This window comes from Pseudomonas sp. 15C (genome assembly GCF_055484735.1).
The window spans coordinates 1-23,811 of record NZ_JBUDGD010000021.1; the positions used below are offsets into that span (position 1 = coordinate 1).

Here is a 23,811-nt window from a genome sequence, read left to right on the forward strand (position 1 = left end):
CGGATCGATCCCGGAGCGAAGGGACCCGAGCTTGCGAGGGCCGTACGTAGGAGCAAGCGTTTTGGGTTACCTTTTTGGCGTTTGAAAAAGGTGACCCGCCGTAAGGGCGGAACCCTAAGCAGCCGTGACCGCAGCAACGGATATGTACACAAACAAAAAACCAGCGCCTGGAAGAAAGTCTTCGCGAGCAGGCTCGCTCCCACAGTTTCAACCGCGTACATCAAGCAGATACTGGCCGGCTGTAAGGCTCTCGCTCACAAATTCGGGACCAAAAAAAACCCGCAGACAATCACTCATCTGCGGGTTTCCCTTTTCAGCCGCCACAAAGATCAGAAATCTTCCAGCCGCCACACCTCATAAGCCGGCGTCTCATACGGATGACTCAATTTCAACGCTGCCACAACAGCAACAATCAACTCATCCGCAACGACCAGCTCGACCTTCCACTCCTCGACCCGCTCAACCTGCCCCGCCTCGCCAACGAACGGCTGACTGCCCTCCAACGGCCGAAACTGACCAGCGCCGAGCACCTGCCACGCACAGTGGTCATAGTCACCGATCCGCCCACCCCCGGCAGCGAACACAGCGCCCTTGACCACCTCGACATGACTGTCGGGAACGAAAAACGCGAGCTTGTACACAGGCCTTAATTAACCCGCTTTTAGTTTACCCAGACTCGCGCATTACGGAACATGCGCATCCAAGGTGCATCTTCGTTCCAGTCTTCCGAGCGCCACGAGTTCTGCACCGCGCGGAATACCCGCTCAGGGTGCGGCATCATGATCGTCACGCGGCCGTCACGGCTGGTGAGACCGGTGATCCCGCGCGGCGAGCCGTTCGGGTTCGCCGGATAGGCTTCGGTGACCTTGCCATGGTTGTCGACGAAACGCATCGCCACGCAACCGGACAGATCGGCTTCCAGCAGTGCTTCTTCGCTGGCGAACTCGGCATGCCCCTCACCGTGTGCGATAGCGATCGGCATGCGCGAACCGGCCATGCCCTGCAGGAAGATCGAGTTCGACTCCTGGATCTGCACCATCGCCACGCGCGCTTCGAACTGCTCGGAGCGGTTGCGCACGAAGTGCGGCCAGAACTCGCTGCCCGGAATCAGTTCGTGCAGGTTGGACATCATCTGGCAACCGTTGCACACCCCGAGGGTGAAGCTGTCGTTACGCTCGAAGAAGCCCTGGAACGCATCGCGGGCGCGGCTGTTGAACAGCGCCGACTTGGCCCAGCCTTCACCGGCGCCGAGGACGTCGCCGTAGGAGAAGCCACCGCAGGCCACCAGGCCTTTGAACTCGTTGAGGTCGACACGGCCAGCGAGGATGTCGCTCATGTGCACGTCGATCGCGTTGAAACCGGCGCGGTCGAACGCGGCGGCCATTTCCACCTGACCGTTGACGCCCTGCTCACGCAGCACCGCCACCTGTGGACGGATGCCCTTCTTGATGTACGGCGCGGCGATGTCCTGGTTGACGTCGTAGCTGAGCTTGACGCTCAGGCCCGGATTGTCCTCTTCCAGCAGCACGTCGAATTCCTGCTCGGCGCACTCGGCGTTGTCGCGCAGACGCTGGATCTGGTAGCTGGTCTCGGCCCACTGACGCTGCAGCAGACGACGCTGGCCTTCGAACACGGTGTCGCCATTGAAGGTGATATTGATCTGGCCGTTGTTGATCGGCTGGCCGATCACCGACACGCAGTCGCCAAGGCCCGCTGCGCTGAATTGCGCGAGGATGTCCGGGGTGGCGTCCTGACGCACCTGGATCACCGCACCCAGTTCTTCGTTGAACAGAATCCCGGCGATTTCCGCGGCGGATTCGGCAACGCTGTCCAGGTTCAGGCTCAGACCGCAGTGGCCGGCGAAGGCCATTTCCACCACGGAGGTCAGCAGACCGCCGTCGGAACGGTCGTGGTACGCCAGCAGGTGACCGTCGGCGTTCAAGCCCTGGATCACCGCAAAGAAGGCTTTCAGGTCTTCGGCGTCATCGACGTCCGGCGCGTGTTTGCCCAGTTTGCCGTGGACCTGCGCAAGTATCGACGCACCCATACGGTTCTGCCCGCGACCGAGGTCGATCAGGATCAGGTCGGTGGTGCCCTTGTCCATGCGCAGTTCAGGGGTCAGGGTCTGACGGATGTCAGCCACTGGCGCGAAACCGGTCACGATCAGCGACATCGGCGAGGTCACGGTCTTGTCTTCGCCGTTATCGTTCCAGCGCGTGGCCATGGACATCGAGTCCTTGCCCACCGGAATGGTGATGCCCAGCTCAGGGCACAGTTCCATACCGACCGCTTTCACGGTGTCGTACAGACGCGCGTCTTCGCCCGGGTGGCCGGCTGCCGACATCCAGTTCGCCGACAGTTTGATGTCGGAAAGCTTGTTGATGCGCGAAGCGGCAATGTTGGTGATGGTTTCACCGATGGCCATGCGGCCGGATGCCGGGGCGTCCAGCAGAGCCAGCGGCGTGCGCTCGCCCATCGCCATGGCTTCACCGGTGTAGACGTCGAAACTGGTGGCAGTGACGGCAACGTCGGCCACCGGCACCTGCCATGGGCCAACCATCTGGTCACGGGCCACGAGGCCAGTGATGGTGCGGTCGCCGATGGTGATCAGGAAGCTCTTGCTCGCCACGGCCGGGTGATGCAGAACGCGTTCGATGGACTCGGTGATGTCGAGGTTCGACGGATCGAAGTCATCGCCCAATTCAGCTTCGCGAACCACCGAACGGTGCATGCGCGGGGCCTTGCCCAGCAACACCTCCAGTGGCATGTCCACCGGGTTGTTGCCGAAGTGGCTGTCGGTCACGGTCAGTTGCGGCTCGGCAGTGGCTTCACCGACTACGGCAAACGGGCAACGCTCGCGTTCGCAGATCGCCTTGAAACGCTCGAAATCAGCCGGGCCGACCGCCAGGACGTAACGTTCCTGGGATTCGTTGGACCAGATTTCGTGCGGGGCCATGCCCGGCTCGTCGTTGGGAATGTTGCGCAGTTCGAAACGGCCACCGCGGTCGCCGTCATTGACCAGTTCCGGGAAGGCGTTGGACAGACCGCCCGCACCGACGTCGTGGATGAAGCTGATCGGGTTCTTGTCACCGAGTTGCCAGCAACGGTCGATGACTTCCTGGCAGCGACGCTCCATCTCAGGGTTTTCACGCTGTACGGAAGCGAAGTCGAGATCCGCCGAGCTGGTGCCGGTGGCCATCGAGGACGCTGCGCCGCCGCCCAGGCCGATGAGCATCGCCGGGCCGCCGAGCACGATCAGCTTGGAGCCGACAACGATCTCGCCTTTCTTGACGTGTTCTTCGCGGATGTTGCCCATGCCGCCGGCGAGCATGATCGGCTTGTGGTAACCGCGCACTTCATCACCGTGCGGGGTGGTAATCGATTGTTCGAAGGTACGGAAGTAGCCAGTCAGTGCCGGACGGCCGAATTCGTTGTTGAACGCAGCGCCGCCGAGCGGGCCTTCGATCATGATGTCCAGCGCGGTAACGATGCGCTCAGGCTTGCCGTACGGCACTTCCCATGGCTGTTCGAAGCCGGGGATCTGCAGGTTGGATACGGTGAAACCGGTCAGGCCGGCCTTTGGCTTGGCGCCACGACCGGTAGCGCCTTCGTCACGGATCTCGCCGCCGGAGCCGGTCGATGCGCCCGGGAACGGAGCGATCGCAGTCGGGTGGTTGTGGGTTTCAACCTTCATCAGGATGTGCACCGGCTCCTGCACCGCGCCGTACTGGCGGGTTTCAGGGTTCGGGAAGAAGCGGCCGGCGACGTTGCCGACGATCACCGAAGCGTTGTCCTTATAAGCCGACAGAACGCCTTCGCTGTGCATCACGTAGGTGTTCTTGATCATGCCGAACAGACTCTTTTCCTGGCTCTGGCCGTCGATGTCCCAACTGGCGTTGAAAATCTTGTGGCGGCAGTGTTCGGAGTTGGCCTGAGCGAACATCATCAGTTCGATGTCGTGCGGGTTGCGCTTCAAACCGTTGAAGGCGTTGACCAGATAGTCGATCTCGTCTTCGGCCAGGGCCAGGCCCAGCTCGGTGTTGGCCTTTTCCAGCGCGGCGCGGCCGCCACCGAGGATGTCGATCGCGGTCAGCGGCTTCGGCTCGGCGTGGCTGAACAGACCGGCAGCCTGTTCGAGGTTGGCCAGCACGATCTGGGTCATGCGGTCATGCAGGGCGTCCGAGATCAACTGCGCTTCGGCTTCGCTGAACTGGCCAGCCACGTAGAAGGCGATACCGCGCTCCAGACGCTGGATCTTGCTCAGGCCGCAGTTGCGAGCGATGTCGCTGGCCTTGCTCGACCAGGGCGAGATGGTGCCGAAACGCGGCAACACCAGAAACAGACGGCCGGTCGGCTCTTGAACCGGAACGCTTGGACCGTACTTCAGAAGGCGCGCAAGCACCTGCTGTTCGTCGCCGGTCAGGACGCCGGTGACTTCGGCGAAGTGAGCGAATTCAGCATACAGGCCACTGACAGCTGGAACCTTCTGGCTCAGTTGCTCAAGGAGTTTGCTGTGGCGAAAGGCAGAAAGGGCAGGAGCGCCGCGCAGGATCAACATCTTCGGGACAGCCTCGGGAAGGGGTGTGCTTTGAGGCCGTGCATTCTAGCCTAAACCGCCCTCAACATCACCCGAAACGCTACGCGCGGTTGCATTCGCCTGCCCTTCTGTGTTTCTGCCTCCGGGGTCAGGTAAATCACCCTTGTAACAACCGCTTATTTTTACTGCAACAAAAAGCCTGATCCGCCCGCTTTCATGGGGTTTCGTTCGATTTTGTGACCTTTAGCAGACTCCTCGCGCGCTGTCGAGATATGGCGCCCGTGGCCGTTTGCGTATACTGCGCAGATGTTTTTTCCAACGGCTTTGCGTCCGCGGTACGCCAAATGGCTGATCGCAACCGGACTCTTCCTGATGCTCAGTGGCTGTGTTGATAAACCCAACACCCTCGAGCGCGTAAAGGAGGATGGTGTGCTGCGGGTAATCACCCGTAACAGCCCCGCCACCTACTTTCAGGATCGCAGCGGTGAAACCGGCTTCGAATACGAGCTGGTGAAGCGCTTTGCCGACGATTTGGGCGTCGAGCTGAAGATCGAGACCGCCGACAACCTCGATGACCTGTTCAACCAGATAGGCAAGCCCAATGGTCCGGTGCTCGCCGCGGCCGGTCTGGTCAGCAGCGATGAACGCAAAAAACAGGTGCGGTTTTCCCACTCCTACCTTGAAGTCACCCCGCAGATCATCTATCGCAACGGCCAGTCGCGGCCGACCGATCCTGGTGATCTGGTCGGCAAGAAGATCATGGTGCTCAAGGGCAGCACCCACGCCGAACAACTGGCCGAGCTGAAACAGAAATTTCCCGCCATTGAGTACGAAGAATCTGACGCCGTCGAGGTAGTCGATTTGTTGCGCATGGTCGATGAAGGGCAGATCGATCTGACCCTGGTCGATTCCAACGAAGTGGCGATGAACCAGGTGTACTTCACCAACATTCGTGTGGCCTTCGACCTTGGCGATGCGCGCAGCCAGAGCTGGGCGGTGGGGCCGGGCGAAGACAACAGCCTGCTCAACGAAATCAACGCCTACCTCGACAAGGTGCAGAAAAACGGCACCTTGCAACGGCTGAAGGATCGTTATTACGGCCACGTCGACGTGCTCGGCTACATGGGCGCCACAACCTTCGCCCAGCACTTGCAGCAGCGTCTGCCGAAGTACGAACAGCACTTCAAGAATTACGCGAAGAAAGAAAAAGTCGACTGGCGCTTGCTCGCGGCGATCGGTTATCAGGAATCGCTGTGGCAGCCGACGGTTACCTCGAAAACCGGCGTGCGCGGCTTGATGATGTTGACCCAGAACACCGCGCAGGCAATGGGCGTGTCCAACCGTCTCGACCCCAAGCAAAGCATCATGGGCGGCGCCAAGTACCTGGCGTACATGAAGGATCAGCTCGACGATTCGATCAAGGAGCCGGACCGCACCTGGTTCGCGCTGGCGGCGTATAACGTCGGCAGCGGCCACCTCGACGACGCACGCAAACTGACCGCCAAGGAAGGGTTGAACCCGGACAAGTGGCTGGACGTGAAGAAGATCCTGCCGCGCCTGTCGCAGAAGCAGTGGTACAGCAAGACCCGCTATGGCTACGCCCGCGGCGGCGAGCCGGTGCATTTCGTGGCGAACATCCGTCGCTACTACGACATCCTCACCTGGGTGACCCAACCGCAGCTTGAAGGCGATCAGGTGGCCGAGGGTAATCTGCATGTGCCGGGGATCGACAAGTCGAAACCGGCGCAGGAACCAGCCCCGCTCTGATAGACACCTGAAACTAAATGTGGGAGCCAGCCTGCTGGCGATAGCGGTTGATCATTCAACATCTTCGTTGACTGATACTCCGCTATCGCCAGCAGGCTGGCTCCCACAGGTGTTATGCGGTGTCCTTTAGACCTTGGCGGCAGCCAGGATCAGCGCTTTCATTTCGGAAACAGCAGACTTGAACCCGACAAACAACGCATGCGCCACCAGCGCATGGCCGATGTTCAGTTCGTTGATGCCTTTGATCGCCGCCACCGCTTCGACGTTGTGGTAATGCAGGCCATGCCCGGCGTTGACAATCAGGCCTTGCGCCAGCCCGAACGCCACGCCATCGGCGACACGCTTGAGCTCTTCAGCCACTTGCGTCGGAGTTTCGGCGTCGGCGTAACGCCCGGTGTGCAGTTCGATCGCGGGAGCGCCGACGCGTTTGGAGGCGGCAATCTGCCGCTCATCCGCATCGATAAACAGCGACACTTCGCTGCCGATCTTCGACAGCCGCTCAACCGCTGCCCTGATGCGCTCTTCCTGTCCCGCTACATCGAGGCCACCTTCAGTGGTCAGTTCCTGGCGCGTCTCCGGCACCAGACAGATGTGCGCCGGGCGAATGCGCTCGGCGAACGCCATCATCTCTTCGGTGACGCCCATTTCGAAGTTCATTCGCGTCTGCAGCACCTCCTTGAGCAGCAGGACGTCGCGCTCCTGGATGTGACGGCGGTCTTCGCGCAGGTGCACGGTGATGCCATCGGCGCCCGCCTCTTCCGCGTCCAGCGCTGCCTTGACCGGGTCAGGGTAACGCGTGCCACGAGCCTGACGCAGGGTGGCAACGTGGTCGATGTTCACGCCGAGAAGAATGCGATTGCTGTTGGTCACGAGTGCGCTCCTGAAGGGAAGAATTCGGCGCACAGCATATCAGGGCTTGCGAAACAGCTCGCGGCTTACCAGCGGTCGACCGCCCAGATGTACCGCCAATGCCTGACGCATCAGGCGCTTGGCCGCTGACAGCGCGCCGGTGGCTGACCAGTCGGCTTCAGCCATCGCCAGCAGTTCCACACCATTGAACAGGCCGGGTTGCAGCAGGAACACCCGCTCAAGCCCGGCATCCACTTGCAGACGATAGAGGCCGTCTTCGGCGATGGGTTCGCCGTGCACATCCGTGTTCAGCGAGAAGCCATAGCCGAGGTCGTCGAGCAGGCGCCATTCGAAAGAACGCAGCAACGGTTCCAGCGGCCGCCCCTCAGCCAGTGCAAGCAATGTCGCGGCGTAGTGATCGAACACCGCAGGGTGCGGATCTTCGGCCGGCAGCAGACGAATCAACAGCTCGTTGAGATAGAGACCGCTGAACAACGCCTCACCGTTGAGCCACGCCGACGTGCCGGAGCTTTCCATGCGCCCGACATTCTTCAACTCGCCCTTGCCGCGAAACTCGACGTCCAGCGCCACGAACGGCCGCGCCAGCGTGCCGGCCTTGCCACGCGCACTGCGCAACACCGCCCGCAGCCGACCTTGCGGCGTCAGGAAGTCGACCAGCGCACTGGTTTCGCGGTAGGCGCGCGAATGCAGGACGTAGGCAGGTTGGGCGGGAGGCGGGTATTGCGACATTGAGTTCTCGATGAACAAACGCAGTTTTTATACACAACCCAAAACTACTGTGGGAGCGAGCCTGCTCGCGAAAGCGGAGTGACAGTCAACATCAATGCTGAATGTTACATCCCCTTCGCGAGCAGGCTCGCTCCCACAGCGGGTATCGGTGTTATCAGGTTTGGTGCTTACAGATCGCCATAACCCAGCGAACGCAGCGCACGCTCGTCGTCGGACCAGCCGCCCTTCACCTTGACCCACAGGTTGAGCATGATCTTGGAGTCGAACAGCAGCTCCATGTCCTTGCGCGCTTCGGTGCCGATGCGCTTGATGCGCTCGCCCTTGTCGCCAATGATGATTTTCTTCTGGCCGTCACGCTCGACGAGGATCAACGCATGGATGTGCAGGGTCTTGCCCTGCTGCTTGAACTCTTCGATCTCGACGGTGATCTGGTATGGCAGCTCGGCGCCCATCTGACGCATGATTTTTTCACGCACCAGTTCAGCGGCGAGGAAGCGGCTGCTGCGGTCGGTGATCTGGTCTTCGGGGAAGAAGTGATCGTTTTCCGGCAGGTGGTCGGCGATGACCTTTTCCAGCGCCTCGAGGTTATGCCCGTGCTGCGCGGAAATCGGGATGATCTGGGCGTTCGGCAACTGCTCCTGCAACCAGCTCAGGTGCGGCATCAGCTCGGCCTTGTCTTCGATGCGATCGGTCTTGTTCAGCGCGACGATCAGCGGGCCGGTGACGTATTGCACACGCTCGAGGACCATCTGGTCTTCTTCGGTCCACTTGGTGCGGTCGACCACGAAGATCACCACGTCGACGTCTTTCAACGCCGCCGAAGCAGTTTTGTTCATGTAACGGTTCAGGGCCTTTTCGCCGCCCTTGTGCATGCCGGGGGTGTCGACGTAGATCGCCTGCACATCGCCCTCGGTCTTGATCCCGAGCATGTTGTGGCGGGTGGTCTGCGGCTTGCGCGAGGTGATCGCGAGCTTCTGGCCGAGGATGTGGTTGAGCAGCGTCGACTTGCCGACGTTGGGACGGCCGACGATGGCAACGTAGCCACAGCGAGTTGCGTTTGTATCAGTCATTGCCATTCTCCACGCCCAGGGCAATCAGTGCTGCGGCGGCCGCTACCTGTTCGGCAATACGACGGCTCACACCCTGACCTCGGCTTTTTTCATTCAGTAAGACCACTTCGCATTCGACGAAGAAGGTTCGGCAGTGCGGCTCGCCTTGGATATCCACCACTTCGTAGCGCGGCAGTTCGCAACCGCGCGACTGCAAGTGTTCCTGCAGACGGGTTTTCGGGTCCTTGTTGGTGTCGACCAGCGTCAGGCCTTCGAACTCGCCGGCCAGCCAGGCCAGTACGCGTTCGCGGGCGACGTCCATGCCGGCATCGAGGTAGATCGCACCGATCAACGCTTCGAGGGCATCGGCCAGAATCGACTCGCGACGGAAGCCGCCGCTTTTCAACTCACCGGAACCCAGTCGCAGGTAATCGCCAAGGTCGAAACCGCGCGCCAGTACGGCCAGCGTCTCACCTTTTACCAGGCGTGCGCGCAAACGCGACAACTGGCCTTCGCGGGCCAGCGGAAAGCGATCGAACAATGCCTCGCCGGCGACGAAATTGAGGATGGCATCACCGAGGAATTCCAGGCGTTCGTTGTTGCGCCCGGCAAAACTGCGGTGCGTGAGGGCCAGCAGCATCAGCTCCTGATCCTTGAAGGTGTAACCGAGCTGGCGCTCGAGACGGCTTAGAGAAACGCTCACGGTTTACCCACGCTGAGTTCGTGGCTGGATTCCACTGCCATCGCCGGGGTGCGGCGCAGGCCTGGGACAATTAACGCTGTGTTCAAAAATTAAATCCTGGCGATTGTGAAGCCGATTGTACCGGCTCCAGAAATGCATTCGGCGCTGTGGTCAACAGCGCCGTGTGTGATTACTTGATCAGGCCAACCCGCGAGAAATTCGGCAGGTGGCTGAGTTTTGGCTCCGGCCAGCTCATCCAGACCGCAAAGGCCTTGCCGACGATATTCTGGTCGGGAACCATGCCCAGCAGGTTCTTGGGAATGTTCGGATCATCCCAGTAACGGCTGTCATTGGAGTTGTCGCGGTTGTCGCCCATCATGAAGTAGTGCCCGGCAGGCACGGTCCAAGAGCGGTCCGGCGTGGCGCGATAGCGGCTCATCTCCTTGCGGATCAGGTGCTCGGCGGCGCCCAGTTTCTCTTTGTAGAGTTCAGCGCTGCCCAGCGTGCCCGGCTCGGAACCGACCATCTGCTCGGCAATCGATTCGCCATTGACGAAAAGACGCTTGTCAGCGGTGTAGCGCACCGTGTCGCCCGGCAGGCCGACCACACGCTTGATGTAGTTGACGTTGGGGTCGCTCGGGTAGCGGAACACCATCACATCGCCGCGCTGCGGATCACCGACTTCGATGATTTTCTTGTCGATCACCGGCAGGCGGATCCCGTAGGAAAACTTGTTCACCAGAATGAAGTCGCCGACGTCCAGGGTCGGTTTCATCGAGCCGGAAGGAATCTGGAACGGCTCCACCAGGAACGAACGCAGCACCAGCACGATGAACAACACGGGAAAGAACGACTTGCCGTATTCGACCAGCAGCGGTTCCTTGTTGAGCTTTTCAACCACCACGACATCTGGCTGGCTGACGCTGCCCTGATAGGACGCGATGGCCGCCCGGCGACGCGGCGCCAGAATCAACAGATCGAGCAACGCCAACAGGCCGCAGACGAACACGGCGATGACCAGCAACAGCGGGAAATTTAGTGACATAGGACCTGACTATTCCAACCTGAGCACGGCAAGGAAGGCTTCCTGTGGAATTTCCACGTTGCCGACCTGCTTCATGCGTTTCTTACCGGCCTTCTGCTTCTCCAGCAGTTTCTTCTTACGGCTGACGTCACCACCGTAGCATTTGGCCAATACGTTCTTTCTGAGTGCCTTGACGGTTGTCCGCGCAACGATCTGCCCGCCAATGGCGGCCTGAATCGCTACGTCGAACATCTGCCGCGGGATCAGCTCTTTCATCTTCTCGGTCAACTGGCGACCTTTGTAGTGCGAGTTGTCACGGTGCACGATCAATGCGAGGGCATCGACCTTGTCGCCGTTGATCAGCACGTCCAGTTTCACCAGATTAGCCGATTGGTAACGATCGAAATGGTAGTCCAGCGAAGCATAGCCACGGCTGGTGGACTTGAGACGGTCGAAGAAGTCCAGGACCACTTCGTTCATCGGCAGGTCGTAGGTCACTTGCACCTGATTGCCCAGGAACAGCATGTCGACCTGCACACCACGTTTTTCGATGCACAGGGTGATGACGTTGCCCAGGTGTTCCTGCGGGACCAGGATATTGGCCCGCACGATCGGCTCGCGCATGTCTTCGATCGACGACACATCCGGAAGCTTGGAGGGGTTGTCGACGTAAATCGTTTCACCGGTTTTCAGCACCAGCTCGAAGATTACCGTCGGCGCGGTGGTGATCAGGTCCAGGTCGTATTCGCGCTCGAGACGCTCCTGGATGATTTCCATGTGCAGCATGCCGAGGAAGCCGCAACGGAAGCCGAAGCCCAGGGCGTCGGAGCTTTCCGGGGTGTACTGCAGCGACGAGTCGTTGAGGGTCAGCTTCTGCAGCGCTTCGCGGAAATCCTCGAAGTCGTCGGAGCTGACCGGGAACAGACCGGCGTAAACCTGTGGCTGGATGCGTTTGAAGCCGGGCAGCACTTCAACGTCCGGGGTCGAGGCCAGGGTCAGGGTGTCACCGACCGGTGCACCGTGAATGTCCTTGATGCTGGCAATGATGAAGCCCACTTCACCGGCTTTCAGGTCAGTGGTGGCGGTGTGTTTCGGGTTGAACACGCCGACGCTGTCGACCAGATGGATCTTGCCGGTGGACTTGACGAGGATCTTGTCGCCCTTCTTCACCCGGCCGTGACGCACACGTACCAGGGAGACAACGCCCAGATAGTTGTCGAACCACGAATCGATGATCAACGCTTGCAGCGGATCTTCGATGTTGCCGGTCGGCGCCGGAATCGTGTGCACCAGACGCTCGAGGACTTCGTCGACACCCAGGCCGGTCTTGGCGCTGCAGGTCACGGCGTCGGTGGCGTCGATGCCGATGATCTTCTCGATCTCGTCCTTGACGCGATCGGGATCGGCCTGCGGCAGGTCGATCTTGTTCAGCACCGGCATGACTTCCAGGCCCTGCTCGATCGCGGTGTAGCAGTTGGCCACGGACTGGGCTTCCACGCCCTGACCGGCATCGACCACCAGCAATGCACCTTCACACGCGGCCAGGGAACGGCTGACTTCGTAGGTGAAGTCGACGTGGCCCGGGGTGTCAATGAAGTTCAGCTGGTACTTGATGCCGTCTTTGGCGGTGTAATAAAGGGTGACGCTGTGGGCCTTGATGGTGATCCCGCGTTCACGCTCAAGGTCCATGGAATCGAGGACCTGTGCCTCCATTTCACGCTCGGCCAGGCCGCCGCACATCTGGATGAAGCGATCGGCCAGCGTCGACTTGCCATGGTCAATGTGGGCGATGATGGAGAAATTGCGGATATGACTCAAATCACTCACGGATCAACACTCAAAAAGGCTGCAGGCATGGCCCGCCGAAAAATAGCCGGGAATTGTACCTGATAGTCCGCGCAAGCGTCACGTTCGCCTGTCATCTGGTTTGCATGCAAAAACGCCCCACTCTTGCGAGCGGGGCGTTTTCAGGGTTCAAGCGCTGAATGAAAGCTTGTTCATCAGCCCGCCCGTCTGAGCAGCCAGACACCCGCCAAGGCACACACACCAGCTGGTACCAGCACCGCAAACAGCGGCGAGAAACCGAACACCAGACTCGAAGGCCCAAGCAGATCCTGGACGATCCGGAAGGTGAACCCCACCAGTACACCTGTGAAAACTCGCTGACCGAGAGTCACCGAACGCAGCGGACCGAAAATGAAGGAGATCGCCATCAGCACCAGCGCGGCGGTAACCAGCGGCTGCAACACCTTGACCCAGAATGCCAGCCAGTAACGGCCGTTACTCAAGCCTTGTTCGGCCAGATAGTGGATATAACCCCACAGACCGCTGATCGACAGCGATTCCGGCGCCATGACCACGGTACTGAGCAATTGCGGGCTCAGCGACACGTCCCAGCGCTCGGTCGGCGTATTCACCACTTCAGTGCTGCGATCCTTGAACAGCGTGGTGGACACTTCGCTGAGCTGCCAGTGATCACCATCGAATTCGGCCTTCTTGGCGAAACTCGAGCTGAGCAGGTGGCGCTCTTTGTCGAAGTGGTAGCGGGTCACACCATACAGCAGGCCGTTCGGTTGCACGGCGTTGATGTGGATGAATTCCTCACCCTGACGGTGCCACATGCCGTGCTTGGCGCTTTGTGCATCGCCGCTGCCCTGCGCCAGCGAACGATTGGCCTGCGCCATGCTTTCGGTGGCCGGGGCGACATATTCGCCGATCAGCACGCCGGCCAGCATCAGCACCAGCATCGGTTTCATGACGGCCCAGACGATACGGCCGATCGACACGCCAGCGGCGCGCATCACCGTCAGCTCGCTGCTGCTGGCCAGACTGCCGAGGCCGATCAGGCAACCGATCAGCGCGGCCATCGGCAGCATTTCATAGAGACGGCGCGGCGCGGTCAGCAGCACGAAGCTCAGCACGTCGAGCAGCGTGTAGGTATCGCTGACGTCGCCCATTTCATCGATGAAGGCGAACAGCGTCGCCAGACCGAGGATGATCGCCAGCACAGCGATGATCGCCATGAACACGCTGCTGCCGATGTAGCGGTCGAGTTTAACCACGGGCCACCTCCAGCGCAGCGGAGCGACGGCTGGCCATTTTCAGGCGCAGCGGCTCCCAGTACAGCAGGCCGAGGCCAATCAGCAGGAAAATCGCGTGCACCCACCACAAACCGAGTGCCGGCGGGATCTTGCCCTTCTCGAGGGCGCCGCGCGCGGCAATCAGGATGGTCAGGTAAGCCATATAAAGAAGAATCGCCGGCAGCAGCTTGAGGAAACGCCCCTGGCGCGGGTTGACACGCGACAGCGGCACCGCCATCAGGGTCACGATGAATACCAGCAGCGGCAGCGACAAACGCCATTGCAGTTCGGTTCGGGAACGGATGTCATCGCTGCCCAGCAGCGACGAAGTCGGCATGGCGTCACGGTCGGTGACTTCCTCGCTGACGTCCGGCTTGGGCAGCAACACGCCGTAGGTCTCGTAGTGAATGGCGCGGTAATCGGCCTGACCCGGGCTGCCGTCATAGCGATAACCGTTGTCGAGGATCAGATAGCGATTGCCGTCAGGGCGGACTTCCTGACGGCCCGATTCGGCGACCAGCACGGAAATGCCGCGATCCTTTTGATCGGCGCCGAGGTTTTTCTGCGAAATGAACACGCTACCCAGATTGACCCGATCGTCGCTCAGGGTTTCGGTGTAGGTCACCCGGGTACCGTCGCGCAGCGCCTGGAAACGCCCGGGTTCGAGCGTGTCGAACTCGGTCAGCGCATCCTGCTTGTTCAGCAGCAGCTGGAACTGGTTTGCGCCTTGCGGGGCCAGGCCCAGACTGAGCCATGCCACCACCAGCGCCACCAGGGTCGCCGGGAACAGGGTCATGCGAAACAATTTCTGCTGGCTCATGCCGGTGGCCGAGAGCACGGTCATTTCGCTTTCAAGGTACAGGCGACCGTAGGCCAGCAGGATCCCGAGGAACAGGCCCAGCGGCAGAATCAGTTGCAGGAAACCCGGCAGGCGAAAGCCCATGATCAGGAACAGCGAGCCCGGATCGAGCTGGCCGGCAGCGGCCTGAGCCAGATATTTGATGAAGCGACCGCTCATGATGATGACCAGCAGCACGGCACTTACGGCGCTGAGGGTCAACAAGACTTCGCGGGACAGATAACGGAAGACGATCAAACCAGACACTCCAGGGTTGTCAGGCTAAGGCGGCCAAACAAGCAAGCACATCGACCGGCCCGCAACGCAGAGCGGTCGAAAAAAGATGCGGCATTATCCTGTGATTGGGTGCGCCTGTCACTGCGCACACTCATCCTTCGCTGTAATCCTTTGCTGATCGTACAACCTAGGGGCGTTCTCAATTAGTTTTCACACCGCGCCGAGTCTGCTGTTGTGCAGGGCAAGGCGCGAGAAGCGTGGTTTGGTCATTCCAAATAAGCTTCGAGCAACGCAGCCCTGCACAACAGCAGGCCCGGCCCTTCGGGTTGTGCCTTAAAGCCGGCCAGTCTGCGTTGCAGGCCTTGGAAAGGGAACAACCATTCCCAGCGGCCTGCGCCTTGCCTGGCTGGCTTTAAGGCGACAACGCGGTATGAAAACTAATTGAGAACGCCCCCTAGGGTTGTCAGGCGCGGGGAGCGAGGTTCAAACTGCGGCCCTTGTCGCAGGCTTTGGCCTGCGTCTCTTCTATCTATAAGCAGGCGACTGCGGACAGCGTCGAACGCCTGCGTGTTGACCATTCATTCAGGGATCCGGACATGGAACTGGTTGTAAAAAGCGTTAGCCCAGAAACGTTGAAAACCGCCACCCTGGTGGTTGCCGTCGGCGAAGGCCGCAAACTCGGCGTGGCCGCCAGCCAAGTCGATGAACTGAGCGGCGGCGCGATCAGCGCGGTCCTCAAGCGTGGCGATCTGGCCGGCAAGGTTGGTCAGAGCCTGCTGCTGCACAGCCTGCCGAACCTGAAAGCCGAGCGCGTGCTGCTGGTCGGCGTGGGCAAGGACGAAGAACTGGGCGACCGTCCCTTCCGCAAAATCGCTGCCGGCATCCTCAACACCCTTAAAGGTCTGGGCGGCGGCGATGCGGTACTGGCGCTCGACGAAGTCATCGTCAAAGGTCGCGACAGCTACGGCAAGACCCGTCTGCTGGCAGAAACCCTGGTCGACGGCGGCTACACCTTTGACCAGTTCAAGAGCCAGAAAGCCGAACCGCGCGCTCTGAAGAAAATCACCCTGCTGACCATCAAGGCGGCGCAGGCCGAAGTACAGCGTGCGGTCAATCACGCTACGGCGATTGCCAACGGCATGGCCTTCACCCGCGATCTGGGCAACCTGCCGCCGAACATTTGCCACCCGACTTTCATGGGCGAACAGGCCAAGAACCTCGGCAAAGAGTTCAAGGATCTGAAAGTCGAAGTGCTCGACGAGAAGAAGATCAAATCCCTCGGCATGGGTTCGTTCTATGCCGTTGGCCAGGGCAGCGCCCAGCCGCCGCGCCTGATCGTCATGCAATACAACGGCGGCAAGAAATCCGAGAAGCCGTACGCGCTGGTCGGTAAAGGCATCACTTTCGACACTGGCGGCATCAGCCTGAAGCCGGGCGCCGGCATGGACGAAATGAAATACGACATGGGCGGCGCCGCCAGCGTGTTCGGCACCCTGCGCGCCGTGCTCGAGCTGAAACTGCCGATCAATCTGGTGTGCATCCTCGCCTGCGCGGAAAACATGCCGAGCGGCAACGCTTCGCGTCCGGGCGACATCGTCACCACCATGAGCGGCCAGACCGTGGAAATCCTCAACACCGACGCCGAAGGCCGTCTGGTGCTGTGCGATGCGCTGACCTATGCCGAGCGTTTCAAGCCACAAGCGGTCATCGATATCGCCACCCTGACCGGCGCTTGCGTCGTAGCCTTGGGCGCGCACACCTCGGGCCTGCTGGGCAACAACAACGAACTGATCGGCCAGTTGCTCAGCGCCGGTCAGGCCGCCGACGACCGCGCCTGGCAACTGCCGCTGTTCGATGAGTACCAGGAGCAACTGGACAGCCCGTTCGCCGACATCGCCAACATTGGCGGGCCAAAAGCCGGCACCATTACCGCCGCGTGCTTCCTGTCGCGCTTCACCAAGAACCTCAACTGGGCGCACCTCGACATCGCCGGCACCGCGTGGACCAGCGGCGGCAAGGACAAGGGCGCAACCGGCCGTCCGGTGCCGTTGCTGACCCAATACCTGCTGGATCGCGCCAAAGCCTGAACCCGCTGACAAGTGGCGTCACTCTCGGGTGACGCTGCTTGCTGCCCTGGACCCGTAATGACCAAAGTCGACTTCTATATCCTGCCCAGCGCCGATCCTTCGGCTCGCCTGGACTTTGCCTGCAAGCTCACCGAGAAAGCCTGGCGCATGGGCCACCGCATCTACCTGCATTGCAGTGATGCCGCCCAGCGTGACGATCTCGATGCGCGCCTGTGGGCGTTCAAGGGCGAAAGCTTCGTGCCGCACGGCCCGGCAGACAGCGAACCGGAAGGTTTGATCGTACTGGGCCTGGGTGAGGATTGCGGTCTGCATCAGGATTTGCTGGTCAATCTCGACCTGAAAGTCCCGGCCTTCGCCAACAAATTCGCCCGAGTGGCGGAAGTAGTGGTCGAAGACCCGACGATTCGAGCGGCCGCGCGGGAGAGTTTCCGCTTCTACCGCGAACAGGGCTATTCTCTGCAAGACCACCGTTTACAGCGACTCTGAGCACTCCAATGGACACTCCGAAACCGCAACAGAAGTCCGCACACCTGCTGGACGATCTCGAATCGATCCGCCAGTTGCTCGGCGATGACAACCTGCAACCGCCCTTGCTGACCGATACGGTCGACGAAGGCGAACAGGAACAGATTCCGATGCTGTTCGACCCGGTCGGCAACGAGCCGCCCGCCGTCGCACCGCCCGCCGCACCCGCGCCGACAGCCACTGCACAACCGGCCGCACCGGTCGAAAAAGGCCCGGACGCCCTGCTGCATCTGGACAGCGAACTGCGCGCCGCCGCGCAATTGATCATGCAAGACGTGATCGACGACTTCGCCCCGCACATCGAAACCGAGATCAAACGTCGTCTCGATGCGCGAATGGAGCGGCTGCTGAGCCAGTACGAGTAGCCTTGGCACCCCACGATCAGCACTGAGTTGGCAACCCGGCAAACCTGACTTCTAGACGGTGTTGCTGCGATGCCAATCCAGTGTTCTGGCATGTCGGGGCGTGGCAACCATGCCTTTTCCCCGACTCACAAACTCTCGCGCCCAGTGCTCCGGAACTGCGGTGTTCAACGCCCCGTAAAAATCGAACAGTTCGCGGGTGTTTTCGATAATCGACCACTGCCCCTGGTGCACCATGGCTATCGGAAACGGGCCTGGCCGGGCAACCGCCTCCAAATATCCGTTGTCCTGTTTGACCTTGTCGAATTCATGACTCCACATATGTGAAACGAAGTTCACTTGCGGACCATGACGGATCACATTCATCGGAGTGTTATCGAACGGTCTCGCGGAATCCAGTTCGGCGATAGCATGATTGATCAAATTCATGACTTGCGCCTCCTCGCTACTTCCCGAGCGCGGAACACTACCTTTTCCTTGTCTTGACTGAATAACATCGTGCATATCGTAGTCACCCGTGTAGGGCGTGACGACTTTGAACTTCACCCAGGCATCCAGGAGTTCGTGTTCGATGGGACTTTGCAGATTAACGCTGTAGGAAACATCTTCATCGCTGATCCTATTGCGCGCATAAAGTCCTCGAACACCAGCCCGGCCCCACTGCCCCACTCGCCCGACCAACCCGCTTTTTTCTGCCTGCGCGAGCATCGCTTCAGCGCCATCCCCGTAAACTGCTTTCAAGGAAGACGGTTTGATGGTCTTTTCAAGAATGTTATGGCCCTTGGCAGCGGCACCTTCGCCCAAAGCCTTGATGGTGTAACTTCCGGACTCTCTAACGCTTATTGCTACATTGTGTTCTTTCGATATTTTTTCGAAGGCAGGCATATGCAATGGATGGATAAATGACTCGCCAACCATTTGCCTGGCTTCTTGCCCTTCCTTGTACAAACCATTGCTATCAAAAAACGTGACGGGATTATTGCCGACCATCATGAACAGGTTCATACCGTCCGCCGTTCCTGCCGGATCAGCACTTAACCAGCGCCCTGCCCAGGACTGATAGTAGCGCCAGCCAAAGTAGTAAAGTCCCGTGGCATCGCGTTCCTTTGCGCAGTATCTGGCGGTTTTGAAATCCGCCTCAATGGCACTTCGCGCCATCCATATGGCTGTGCCGCCGAATGGGTAATATTCCTCTTGGCTTACAAGCTTCCCCTCACCGTCCAGGACCACTGCGCTACTGCCAATCAAGTTGTCATAGCTGTAATACAGCAGGTCATTATCGGCGTTCGGCGGCCTCGGACTGTCCCAATGCAAGATTCGCAGTCGGGATCGACCTGACGCATCTGCGTTGATGACGTGCAGACGCTCCGCCACTGTTGCGCTGATACCCTTCGTTCTGAGTTCCAGTGACGGCAGGTAAACGACCCGCTGCTTGTGTATGCAACCACACACTTTCTGCGCGCTGAACTTCAGCACTCGCTGACTGGCACTGTCATAGCGATACGTCTCATGGTCATCCATCGCGCCATTACGCATCACCGGGGTCACTTGCAAAAGTTCGTTGCGCGGGGTCCAGACAAGCCGCTGCCCGGGCTGCAAAGTGGTCTGCTGCCCGCCCGCCGAGAAAAATGCTTCCACCTCCTCGGGATTTGTAGCCAAGGTGTCCAACACACCGCGATTGCTGCGGTTGCTGATCGTGACCTTGGTGGTGTGATTATTTTGCGAGGCTGGTGCGATGTGGCGTATCTGAATCAGATTGCCGGCCATATCGTAGCGGTAAGTGCGGGTGTAACTGGTGTAAGCGGCGTCGTCAGAACCGCAGACCAGAGGGGAGCCGCATGCCCCCTCGGCATTCGCCATCTCGCGTCCGGTTGCGCTGGTCAGTTGATAGAGCGAGTCATGGATATAAGTGTTTTGCGCCAGCATCTTCTGATTTCGCCAGAAGCATGGTGTCTGCGAATCGTCGCGCTCAACGCTGACGTTACCAACCGGATCATAGGTGTACTTCAGATCCTGTAGCACTTTAGCTCCCGCCGCATGCCCGAGCGGTCGTTCCACTCTGATTCCCGAGAGGCGCCGGGTTTCCTGCTCGTATTTCCAAGTGGTTACCACACCGTTGCCGCTCTCTTCACGCAGATTCTGACCCGCCGCCGAATACGTCAGCGACTTCACGACAACCCGTTCCGCGCTGCCCTTGAGCGTCACCCAGTGCCCCCGGATTGCTCCTGCCATATCGTAAGCAACGCGCTGCAGGTTGCCCGCTGCGTCCGTAGATCTATGCAGCGCGCCCGTCGCATCGGTGGTAACCAGACTGGTGAAGGTCTCGTCATCCAGGCCGTCATTCCAGTCGGAGGCGTTGTCACCCTGCCAATCGACCACCTCGCCCGGGTTGTCTGCGCGCTTGAAGAAACGACGGCTAATCGAGCGCGGCACACCTGTCAGCGCCACGCTATCAGTCTTCGTCAGACCGGCCGTGTCGTAGTGGCTCACGCACCGGCCGGCCAGGTTCAGCGCGATTTCAGCCTCAGTGTTTGCGGCATAGACCCTTCGCTCGCTGATTTTCGGGCGCTCGTTCCCCACCTGTTCGGAAATGCTGGTCAGACGACCGAGAAGATCGCTTTCTTCGTATTGGTAGGTGCTGGTAACAACCTGAGTAGTGTTTCCATGTTCGTGGTCAGGGTCTGGAATATTGCTTGCCACGCTGTAAGAACGACCGAAAGCGTTAGGTAACGCCACGCTGCCGCCATTGTCTACACCCTGCTGACTCAACACGCGCCCGGACAGACTGCTGACATAAATGAAATTGGCCAATCCGCCTTCGCTTAATCGGGGGTCAGCGCTGCGTATCAGGAACCCGCGACCATCGTAATGGTGACGGCTGATGCGTTCGCTTGTAACAGCGGGTGAATCGGGATGGCGGTGGTAACGTACATCCCGCACACGAAGGCAGCGGTTATCCAGTACCGTGATCGATGGAGTGTTGGCATGCAGCGATGTTGGAGATGCACACATTTGATCTGCCCTTCGTTCCCTGTTGGAAAAGTACTAGCAGACAACTTGCACCACCGCCCGCGCGCTGCTGACCGGTCGCGCCCCGCTCGCCCTACTCACCATGCCCCGCTATACTTGCCGGCTTTTCCTGAATAAATGCCAATAGGGTCCCGCCGCGCATGGATAAGACCTACCAGCCGCACGCCATTGAAACTTCCTGGTACAAGACCTGGGAGTCCGAGAACTACTTCGCCCCGCAAGGCGCGGGCGAGTCCTACACCATCATGATCCCGCCGCCGAACGTCACCGGCAGCCTGCACATGGGTCACGGTTTCAACAACGCGATCATGGACGCACTGATCCGTTTCCGCCGCATGCAGGGTCGCGACACCTTGTGGCAGCCGGGCACCGACCACGCCGGTATCGCCACGCAGATGCTGGTGGAACGCCAACTGGAAGCCCAGGGCCAGAATCGTCACGACCTGGGTCGCGAGAAATTCCTCGAGAAAGTCTGGGAGTGGAAGGAGCAGTCCGGCGGCAACATCAGCCGGCAGATCCGTCGTCTCGGCTCGTCCGTTGACTGGAGCCGTGAGCGCTTCACCATGGACGACGGTCTCTCGGAAGCGGTCAAGGAAGCGTTCGTGCGTCTGCACGAAGACGGCCTGATCTACCGCGGCAAGCGCCTGGTCAACTGGGACACCAAACTGCACACGGCGATTTCCGATCTCGAAGTGGAGAACCACGAAGAGAAAGGTTTCCTGTGGAATCTGAAATATCCATTGGCCGACGGCGTAAAAACCGCCGAGGGCAATGACTTCCTGATCGTCGCGACCACCCGTCCGGAAACCATGCTGGGCGACTCCGCCGTCGCAGTTAACCCGAACGATGAGCGCTACAAAGCCCTGATCGGCAAGTTCGTCGAGCTGCCATTGGTTGGCCGCCGCATCCCGATCATCGCCGACGATTATTGCGATCCTGAATTCGGCACCGGTTGCGTGAAAATCACCCCGGCCCACGATTTCAACGACTACGAAGTCGGCAAGCGCCACAACCTGCCGCTGCTGAACATTTTCGACAAGAACGCCAACGTGCTGCCTGCCGCACAGGTATTCAACCTCGATGGCACGCTGAACGAGAGCATCGACGGCAAGATTCCCGCCGAGTTCGCTGGCCTGGAGCGTTTCGAAGCGCGCAAGCAGATCGTCGCCGCCTTCGACGCCGCCGGCCTGCTGGTGAGCATCAACGATCACAACCTGAAAACGCCGAAAGGCGACCGCTCCGGCACCGTCATCGAGCCTTGGCTGACCGACCAGTGGTACGTGTCGACCAAGCCTCTGGCCGAACCTGCCATCGCTGCCGTTGAAGACGGCCGCATTCAGTTCGTGCCCAAGCAGTACGAAAACATGTACTTCTCGTGGATGCGCGACATCCAGGACTGGTGCATCAGCCGTCAGCTGTGGTGGGGCCACCGGATTCCGGCCTGGTACGACGAGTCGGGCAAAGTTTACGTCGGCCGCGACGAAGCCGAAGTGCGCGCCAGGCACAACCTCGGCCCGGACGTTGCGCTGCAACAGGACAACGACGTCCTCGACACCTGGTTCAGTTCCGGCCTGTGGACCTTCTCCACGCTGGGCTGGCCTGAGCAGACCGAGTTCCTGAAGAAATTCCACTCCACCGACGTGCTGGTGACGGGTTTCGACATCATTTTCTTCTGGGTTGCCCGGATGATCATGATGACCATGCACCTGATGAAGAACGAAGACGGCACGCCGCAGGTTCCGTTCAAGACCGTTTACGTACACGGTCTGGTGCGCGACGGCCAGGGCCAGAAGATGTCCAAGTCCAAGGGCAACGTTCTGGACCCGCTGGACATCATCGACGGCATCGATCTGGAAACCCTGGTGCAAAAACGCACTTCGGGTCTGATGCAGCCGAAACTGGCGAAAAAGATCGAGAAAGCCACTCGCGAAGAATTCGCCGACGGCATCGCCAGTTATGGCACCGACGCCCTGCGCTTCACGTTCTGCTCGCTGGCCTCCACCGGTCGCGACATCAAGTTCGACATGGGCCGCGTTGAAGGCTATCGCAACTTCTGCAACAAGATCTGGAACGCCGCACGTTATGTGCTGGACAAGGGCGAAGACTGCGGCCAGAACGGCGAAGCCTACGAATTGTCGCTGGCTGATCGCTGGATCATCTCGCAGCTGCAACGCACCGAAGCCGAAGTGACCCGTCAGCTCGATCAGTTCCGTTTCGACCTCGCGGCGCAGGCGCTGTACGAGTTCATCTGGAACCAGTACTGCGACTGGTATCTGGAACTGTCCAAACCAGTATTGTGGGACGAGAACGCGCCGGTCGAACGTCAGCGCGGCACCCGCCGTACGCTGGTTCGCGTGCTGGAAGTGGCGCTGCGCCTGGCGCATCCGTTCATGCCGTTCATCACTGAAGAAATCTGGCAGCGCATCGCGCCGCTGGCCGGTGTTCAGGGCAAGACGATCATGCTGCAGCCTTGGCCAGTGGCCAATGAAGAGCGCATCGATCCGGCCGCCGAAGACGACATCGAATGGCTCAAGGAACTGATGCTCGGCACGCGTAACATCCGTGGCGAGATGAACATCGGCCCGGGCAAGCCGCTGCCGATTTTCCTGAAAAACGTCAGCGCTGAAGACCAGCGTCGCCTGACCGAGAACGAAGCGCTGCTGAAAAAACTGGCGCGTCTGGAATCGATCACCGTACTCGCCGCTGGCGAAGAAGCGCCGCTGTCCGCCACCGCACTGGTCGGCGAGATGGAAGTGCTGGTGCCGATGGCCGGTCTGATCGACAAGGCGGCGGAGCTGGCGCGTCTGGACAAGGAAATCCTGCGTCTGCAGGGCGAAGTCCAGCGCGTCGGCGGCAAGCTGTCCAATGCCGGTTTCGTCGACAAGGCCCCGGCCGAAGTCATCGATAAGGAACGCGCCAAGCTGGCCGAGGCCGAACAGGCCCTGGGCAAGCTGGCCGAGCAGCATGCGCGGATTGCCAGTCTGTAACGGGTAA

17 protein-coding genes are annotated in these 23,811 nt (G+C 60.1%); 6 read left to right on the forward strand and 11 right to left on the reverse strand.

Annotation, left to right across the window (positions count from 1 at the left end):
• Positions 1 to 360, forward strand: a 360-nt coding sequence (locus ACYYKW_RS13220; protein ID WP_464990323.1) for a hypothetical protein, incomplete at its 5' end; no start/stop codon positions are given.
• Here the strand turns inward: ACYYKW_RS13220 and ACYYKW_RS13225 are convergent.
• Together ACYYKW_RS13225 and purL are read right to left on the reverse strand one after the other, a co-directional pair.
• Positions 330 to 641, reverse strand: coding sequence for an NGG1p interacting factor NIF3 (locus ACYYKW_RS13225; protein ID WP_464990324.1), 312 nt, complete (start codon positions 639 to 641; stop codon positions 330 to 332). The genes ACYYKW_RS13220 and ACYYKW_RS13225 overlap by 31 nt on opposite strands.
• Positions 642 to 661: 20 nt before the next feature.
• Positions 662 to 4,558 carry a phosphoribosylformylglycinamidine synthase gene (purL, locus tag ACYYKW_RS13230; RefSeq protein WP_093104476.1) on the reverse strand — a complete coding sequence of 1,299 codons (3,897 nt, stop codon included), beginning with the start codon at positions 4,556 to 4,558 and terminating at the stop codon, positions 662 to 664.
• A gap of 285 nt (positions 4,559 to 4,843) precedes the next feature.
• Here purL and mltF point away from each other — a divergent pair, with 285 nt between their 5' ends.
• Positions 4,844 to 6,304, forward strand: a complete 1,461-nt coding sequence (gene mltF, locus ACYYKW_RS13235; protein ID WP_090281899.1) for a membrane-bound lytic murein transglycosylase MltF — start codon at positions 4,844 to 4,846, stop codon at positions 6,302 to 6,304.
• A 126-nt stretch (positions 6,305 to 6,430) separates the two neighbouring features.
• Here the strand turns inward: mltF and pdxJ are convergent, their stop codons facing one another.
• The 8 genes from pdxJ to lptF all read right to left on the reverse strand — a co-directional run bounded on the left by pdxJ (position 6,431) and on the right by lptF (position 14,834).
• On the reverse strand, positions 6,431 to 7,174 hold the full coding sequence (gene pdxJ, locus ACYYKW_RS13240) for a pyridoxine 5'-phosphate synthase (protein ID WP_464990325.1): 744 nt from the start codon (positions 7,172 to 7,174) through the stop codon (positions 6,431 to 6,433).
• Positions 7,175 to 7,213: 39 nt separating this feature from the next.
• On the reverse strand, positions 7,214 to 7,903 hold the full coding sequence (gene recO, locus ACYYKW_RS13245) for a DNA repair protein RecO (RefSeq protein WP_464990326.1): 690 nt from the start codon (positions 7,901 to 7,903) through the stop codon (positions 7,214 to 7,216).
• Positions 7,904 to 8,070: 167 nt separating this feature from the next.
• Entirely contained in the window at positions 8,071 to 8,973 is a 903-nt protein-coding gene (era, locus tag ACYYKW_RS13250; protein ID WP_064586098.1) for a GTPase Era, read from the reverse strand.
• On the reverse strand, positions 8,966 to 9,655 hold the full coding sequence (rnc, locus tag ACYYKW_RS13255) for a ribonuclease III (protein ID WP_024011703.1): 690 nt from the start codon (positions 9,653 to 9,655) through the stop codon (positions 8,966 to 8,968). Before rnc ends, era begins: the two co-directional genes overlap by 8 nt.
• A 169-nt stretch (positions 9,656 to 9,824) precedes the next feature.
• Positions 9,825 to 10,679 carry a signal peptidase I gene (lepB, locus tag ACYYKW_RS13260; protein ID WP_336354937.1) on the reverse strand — a complete coding sequence of 285 codons (855 nt, stop codon included), beginning with the start codon at positions 10,677 to 10,679 and terminating at the stop codon, positions 9,825 to 9,827.
• Between the two features lie 9 nt (positions 10,680 to 10,688).
• Positions 10,689 to 12,485 carry a translation elongation factor 4 gene (gene lepA / locus ACYYKW_RS13265; RefSeq protein ID WP_090281894.1) on the reverse strand — a complete coding sequence of 599 codons (1,797 nt, stop codon included), beginning with the start codon at positions 12,483 to 12,485 and terminating at the stop codon, positions 10,689 to 10,691.
• Positions 12,486 to 12,658: 173 nt separating this feature from the next.
• Complete coding sequence (gene lptG, locus ACYYKW_RS13270) at positions 12,659 to 13,720, reverse strand: LPS export ABC transporter permease LptG (protein WP_090281893.1); 1,062 nt, start codon at positions 13,718 to 13,720, stop codon at positions 12,659 to 12,661.
• Positions 13,713 to 14,834, reverse strand: a complete 1,122-nt coding sequence (gene lptF, locus ACYYKW_RS13275; RefSeq protein ID WP_090281892.1) for an LPS export ABC transporter permease LptF — start codon at positions 14,832 to 14,834, stop codon at positions 13,713 to 13,715. Before lptF ends, lptG begins: the two co-directional genes overlap by 8 nt.
• Positions 14,835 to 15,409: 575 nt before the next feature.
• On the opposite strand from lptF, the gene ACYYKW_RS13280 reads away from it, so the two are divergent.
• Genes ACYYKW_RS13280 through ACYYKW_RS13290 form a run of 3 tightly spaced genes read left to right on the forward strand, consistent with a single transcriptional unit; the run spans position 15,410 to position 17,790 of the window.
• Positions 15,410 to 16,900, forward strand: a complete 1,491-nt coding sequence (locus ACYYKW_RS13280) for a leucyl aminopeptidase (protein ID WP_464990327.1) — start codon at positions 15,410 to 15,412, stop codon at positions 16,898 to 16,900.
• A gap of 57 nt (positions 16,901 to 16,957) precedes the next feature.
• Positions 16,958 to 17,386, forward strand: a complete 429-nt coding sequence (locus tag ACYYKW_RS13285) for a DNA polymerase III subunit chi (RefSeq protein WP_464990328.1) — start codon at positions 16,958 to 16,960, stop codon at positions 17,384 to 17,386.
• 8 nt (positions 17,387 to 17,394) lie between these two features.
• On the forward strand, positions 17,395 to 17,790 hold the full coding sequence (locus tag ACYYKW_RS13290; protein ID WP_464990329.1) for a DNA polymerase III subunit chi: 396 nt from the start codon (positions 17,395 to 17,397) through the stop codon (positions 17,788 to 17,790).
• 51 nt (positions 17,791 to 17,841) lie between these two features.
• On the opposite strand, the gene ACYYKW_RS13295 is transcribed toward ACYYKW_RS13290, so the two are convergent.
• Entirely contained in the window at positions 17,842 to 20,598 is a 2,757-nt protein-coding gene (locus ACYYKW_RS13295; RefSeq protein WP_464990330.1) for an RHS repeat domain-containing protein, read from the reverse strand.
• Between the two features lie 359 nt (positions 20,599 to 20,957).
• Between ACYYKW_RS13295 and ACYYKW_RS13300 the strand changes: the two genes are divergently transcribed.
• Positions 20,958 to 23,804: a valine--tRNA ligase gene (locus ACYYKW_RS13300; protein WP_464990331.1), complete on the forward strand. Its 2,847-nt coding sequence runs from the start codon at positions 20,958 to 20,960 to the stop codon at positions 23,802 to 23,804.
• Positions 23,805 to 23,811 lie beyond the last annotated feature (7 nt).

Bases quoted from the DNA above. Each gene is read 5' to 3' on its own strand.
- era (WP_064586098.1), bottom strand. From the start codon at position 8,973: ATGACTGATACAAACGCAACTCGCTGTGGCTACGTTGCCATCGTCGGC.
- lepB (WP_336354937.1), bottom strand. From the start codon at position 10,679: ATGTCACTAAATTTCCCGCTGTTGCTGGTCATCGCCGTGTTCGTCTGC.
- ACYYKW_RS13300 (WP_464990331.1), top strand. From the start codon at position 20,958: ATGGATAAGACCTACCAGCCGCACGCCATTGAAACTTCCTGGTACAAG.
- ACYYKW_RS13290 (WP_464990329.1), top strand. From the start codon at position 17,395: ATGGACACTCCGAAACCGCAACAGAAGTCCGCACACCTGCTGGACGAT.
- mltF (WP_090281899.1), top strand. From the start codon at position 4,844: ATGTTTTTTCCAACGGCTTTGCGTCCGCGGTACGCCAAATGGCTGATC.
- ACYYKW_RS13285 (WP_464990328.1), top strand. From the start codon at position 16,958: ATGACCAAAGTCGACTTCTATATCCTGCCCAGCGCCGATCCTTCGGCT.
- ACYYKW_RS13280 (WP_464990327.1), top strand. From the start codon at position 15,410: ATGGAACTGGTTGTAAAAAGCGTTAGCCCAGAAACGTTGAAAACCGCC.
- recO (WP_464990326.1), bottom strand. From the start codon at position 7,903: ATGTCGCAATACCCGCCTCCCGCCCAACCTGCCTACGTCCTGCATTCG.
- purL (WP_093104476.1), bottom strand. From the start codon at position 4,558: ATGTTGATCCTGCGCGGCGCTCCTGCCCTTTCTGCCTTTCGCCACAGC.